The organism is Arthrobacter sp. PsM3 (genome assembly GCF_030433895.1).
Classification (GTDB): domain Bacteria; phylum Actinomycetota; class Actinomycetes; order Actinomycetales; family Micrococcaceae; genus Arthrobacter.
This window is the reverse complement of the sequence record NZ_JARUXE010000124.1, coordinates 1-517: the sequence shown is the minus strand read 5'-3', so window position 1 is coordinate 517 and position 517 is coordinate 1. Positions and strand designations below refer to the sequence as shown.

Genomic DNA, 517 nt, shown 5'->3' with positions numbered 1-517 from the left:
GCCAACCGGACCTTCGGCTACGGGCACTCCTTCGGCGTCCTCAGCCACTACTACGGCCGCGAAGCCGGACTGGAACTCCGCGAGGACATCGACACCGTGCTGGAACCGGGCATGGTGGTCTCCATGGAACCGATGATCACCGTCCTGGACGGCCAACCCGGCGCCGGCGGATACCGCGAACACGACATCCTGGTGGTCGGCGAGGACGGTGCCGAGAACATCACCAAGTTCCCCTTCGGCCCCGAATACAACATCGTGGGCGCCTAACCGCCCGCTGACCGCCCCTGACCATCCCCCGACCCTCCTGACCCCGCAAGAAGCGGCGCCACATCCACCGTGGCGCCGCTTCCGGCCCTTAATACGGAATGATGGTGGACACCATGACACCAGCAGAAACTCCCGAAACCACCGGAAGCGGCGACACCAAGGGCACCTCCGTCATCGTCAACGCCATCGCCGTACTGCGGACGTTCACCGCCGACGAACCACTGCTCGGAGTCACCGAGATCGCCAACCG

At 65.2% G+C, this 517-nt stretch carries 1 protein-coding gene and 1 pseudogene; both read left to right on the top strand.

Annotation, left to right across the window (positions count from 1 at the left end; all coding sequences use genetic code 11):
• Positions 1 to 267: M24 family metallopeptidase (locus QCD75_RS21890; RefSeq protein ID WP_367400691.1), on the top strand; the 267-nt coding region annotated here is incomplete at its 5' end.
• 113 nt (positions 268 to 380) lie between these two features.
• Positions 381 to 517: pseudogene (locus tag QCD75_RS21885) on the top strand (IclR family transcriptional regulator); the annotation flags it as partial.